Source organism: Streptomyces sp. NPDC001508, assembly GCF_040298665.1.
In the GTDB taxonomy this organism is placed as follows: Bacteria; Actinomycetota; Actinomycetes; order Streptomycetales; family Streptomycetaceae; genus Streptomyces.
Map to the genome: position 1 here is coordinate 1 of NZ_JBEPAP010000134.1, position 3,973 is coordinate 3,973.

General features: G+C 70.9%; 1 protein-coding gene. It reads left to right on the forward strand.

Annotated elements, in window-relative coordinates:
- Positions 1-3,973: non-ribosomal peptide synthetase (locus ABT245_RS45575; protein WP_351746984.1), on the forward strand; the 3,973-nt coding region annotated here is incomplete at both ends.

Sequence of the window (3,973 nt, forward strand, 5' to 3'; positions counted from 1 at the left end):
CCTTCGAGTACCTGGTCGAGCTGATCAACCCGGCCCGGACGCTGTCGCACCACCCGCTCTTCCAGGTCATGCTCGCCCTCCAGAACGCCCCCGAGGCGAGCTTCCGGCTCCCCGGTCTGACGATCGACGTGGCTCCTGGGCGTACGGGTACGGCGAAGTTCGACCTGTTCTTCAGCCTCGCCGAGCAGCGCGGAGCCCACGGTGAGCCGCAGGGCATCAGCGGTGCGATCGAGTACTCCAGCGACATCTACGACGCGCCCACCGTCAAGGCCTTGTTCGAGCGTTGGCTGCACTTCCTCGACATCGCCACCACCCACCCCGACCAGCCCCTCAACCACATCGACATCCTCACCCCCGACGAACACCGGCAGCTGCTCGGCACTTGGCTGGAGACCGAAACCGAGACCGGCGAGAAGCTGCTGCCGGTCCGCTTCGCCGAGCAGGCCGCCGCCACCCCTGACGCCGTGGCCCTGATCGCCGGGGACACCTCCCTGACTTACGCGGAACTGGACCGCCACGCCAACCGCCTCGCGCACGTCCTGCTGCGCCGGGGCGCGGGTCCGGACCGGGTGGTCGCGCTGGCTCTGCCACGTTCGGCCGAGCTGGTGGTCGCCCTGTTGGCCGTGCTCAAGAGCGGCGCCGCGTACCTGCCGCTGGACCCGGACCACCCGGCCGGCCGCCTTGCCCACGTACTCGAGGACGCACGGCCCGCCCTGCTGCTCACCACGCTGTCGACGGACTCGCGGACGCCGAGCGGTGGTTCGGCGGAACGACTGGTGCTGGACTCTCCGGACGTACACGCCCTGCTGGCCGCCTGCCCCGACACCGACCCGGTCGAGACCGGCCACGCAGGGCCGCCGGCCCTCGAGGCCGCAGCGTACGTGATCTACACATCCGGCTCGACCGGTCGCCCCAAAGGCGTGGTCGTCCCGCACGCGCCGCTGCTCAACTTCCTGGAAGCCATGCGGCGCAAGGTCCCGCTCCGGACGGGGGAACGGCTGCTCGCGGTCACCACGGTAGCGTTCGACATCGCCGCGCTGGAGCTGTACCACCCGCTCCTGTCGGGCGCCACGGTCGTCCTCGCACCCAAGGAGGCCGTCCCTCAACCGTCCGCCGTGCTCGACCTGATCGCCCGGCACGGCGTCACGGTCGTACAGGGCACCCCCTCGCTGTGGCAGCTCCTGGTGGCGCACGAGCCGGAGGCGCTACGGGGCCTGCGCATCCTGGTCGGCGGTGAGGCGCTGCCCACACCGCTCGCGGAGTCGATGCGCACGCTCACCGACGAACTGACCAACCTGTACGGCCCCACCGAGACCACCATCTGGTCGACCGCCGCGGACCTGGCCGGCGGCGCGGGCGCACCGCCGATCGGCCGACCGATCGCCAACACGCGTACCTACGTGCTGGGTTCGGGGCTGGAGTTGGTGGCGCCCGGTGTGGTGGGGGAGCTGTACATCGCGGGATCCGGGGTGGCCCGCGGCTATCTGAACAAGCCCGGCTTGACGGCCGAGCGGTTCGTGGCGGACCCGTACGCTCCCGAGCCCGGTGCTCGTATGTACCGCACCGGTGACCTGGTGCGGTGGAACCAGGACGGCGAGCTGGAGTTCGTCGGCCGCGTCGACCACCAGATCAAGATCCGAGGCTTCCGCATCGAACTCGGCGAGATCGAGGAGGTCCTCACCGACCACACGGACATCGCGCAGGCAGCCGTCGTCGTCCGCGAGGACCAGCCCGGTGACACCCGACTCGTCGCCTACGTCGTAGCCGACACCTCGGCGCGCGACCACGACGAGGCTGTGGAGCAGGACCAGCTCAGCGAGTGGCAGAGCCTGTACGACGCCGTGTACAACGCCGCGGAGCAGACGGCATTCGGCGAGAACTTCGCCAGTTGGAACAGCAGTTACGACGGCCGGCCGATCCCGCTGCCCGAGATGCGGCAGTGGCGTGACACGACCGTCGACCGCATCCGGTCCCTACGGCCGCGCCGCGTCCTCGAAATCGGTGTCGGCACCGGCCTGCTTCTGGCCCGGCTGGCGCCCGAGTGCCAGGAGTACTGGGGCACCGACTTCTCCCGCACCGTCATCGACGAGCTTCGGCGGCACGTCGACGCCGATCCCGTCCTGGCCACGCGGGTACACCTCCGCACCCAGCCGGCCCACGACTTCGGCGACCTTCCGCAGGGCCACTTCGACACGATCGTGCTCAACTCCGTGGCCCAGTACTTCCCGAACGCCGGCTACCTGGAACAGGTCGTCCACCACGCGCTCCGCGCCCTCACCCCAGGTGGCGCCTTGTTCCTGGGCGACCTGCGCAATCCGCGGTTGCTGCGGACCTTCGCCTCCGGTGTGCAGACGGCGCGTGCCGAGGACCCGAGCGACACGGCCGCGATCCGCCGTGCCGTCGAGCAGAGCCTGGTCCTGGAGAAGGAACTCCTCGTCGACCCCGAGTACTTCAGCGCCCTCACCCACCACGTCCCCGACCTGGCGGGCTCCGACATCCAGCTCAAGCGCGGAACCGCCCACAACGAACTCACCCGCTACCGCTACGACGCCACCCTCTACAAGACCGGCATCACCCCCCACCCCCTCGACGACACCCCCACCCGCCCATGGCTCGCTCACGCCGACGCCCAAGCCAACCTCATCGCTCTGAGGCAGCAGTTGGCGGCCGAACGGCCCGCGGAACTTCGCCTGACCGGCGTCCCGAACCCCCGCCTCGTCCACGAACTCGCCGTGCGACAGGCCCTCGAAGACGGCACACCCCTGCCCGACCGCCCCACCGCATCATCAACCTGCCTCGAGGCCTTCCACGCGCTGGGCGACGAGCACGGCTACTGGACCGGCATCACCTGGAACACCCAGGACACCGACGCCGTGGACGTCGTCTTCGCCGACCGGAGCCGGCTGTCCGGCCGCGCCCCCGTCGGCACCTACGCCGCGCTCCCCACCAGCGCCTCCACCGCACCCCTGTCCACGTGGGCGACCAACCCCGCCGCCCGCCGCGGCACCGGTGCCCTGGTCACCAAGCTCCGTGAGCACACCCGCGACCATCTGCCCGACTACATGGTCCCGTCGGCCCTCGTCCCCCTCGACCGGCTCCCCTTGACGGCCAACGGCAAGCTGGACCGGGCGGCCCTGCCCGCGCCGGAGTTCGCGTCGGCCGGGTCGGGACGCGGGGCGCGCACGCCGCAGGAGCAGATCGTGTGCGATCTGTTCGCGCAGGTTCTGGGTCTGCCGCGGGCCGGCGTGGACGACGACTTCTTCGACCTGGGCGGGCACTCGCTGCTGGCCACCCGGCTGATCGCTCAGATCCGTGCCGCGTTCGGCGTGGAGCTGGAGCTGCGTGCGCTGTTCGAGGGTCCGACGCCGGCCGCGGTGGCGGCACTCCTCGACACCGCCGCCCCCGGACGCCTGGCCCTCACCGTCCGCCGGCGACCCGAGGTCATGCCGCTGTCCTTCGCCCAGCGCAGGCTGTGGTTCATCCACAAGATGCAGGGGCCGAGCGCCACCTACAACATCCCGCTGGCCCTGCGGCTGAGTGGTGAGTTGGACCGTGACGCGCTGCGTGCCGCTCTCCGTGACGTGGTGGCCCGGCACGAGAGTCTGCGGACGGTGTTCCCCGAGGCCGAGGGCGTCCCCTGCCAGCAGGTGCTGTCACCCGAGGCGGCCGTCCCGCACCTCGCCGTCCGCCCCACGACCGAGGCCGAGCTGCCGGACGCACTGAAGTCAGCCGCCCGCTACGCCTTCGACCTGGCAACCGAAACACCGCTGCGCGCCGACCTGTTCGAACTCTCGGCGCAGGAGTACGTACTGCTGCTGGTCGTGCATCACATCGCGGGTGACGGGTGGTCGCTGGGCCCGCTCGCCGCCGACCTGACCCGTGCTTACACGGCGCGGGTGGAGGGGCGGGTGCCGGAGTGGCGTGCGTTGCCGGTGCAGTACGCGGACTACACGCTGTGGCAGAACGAGCTGCT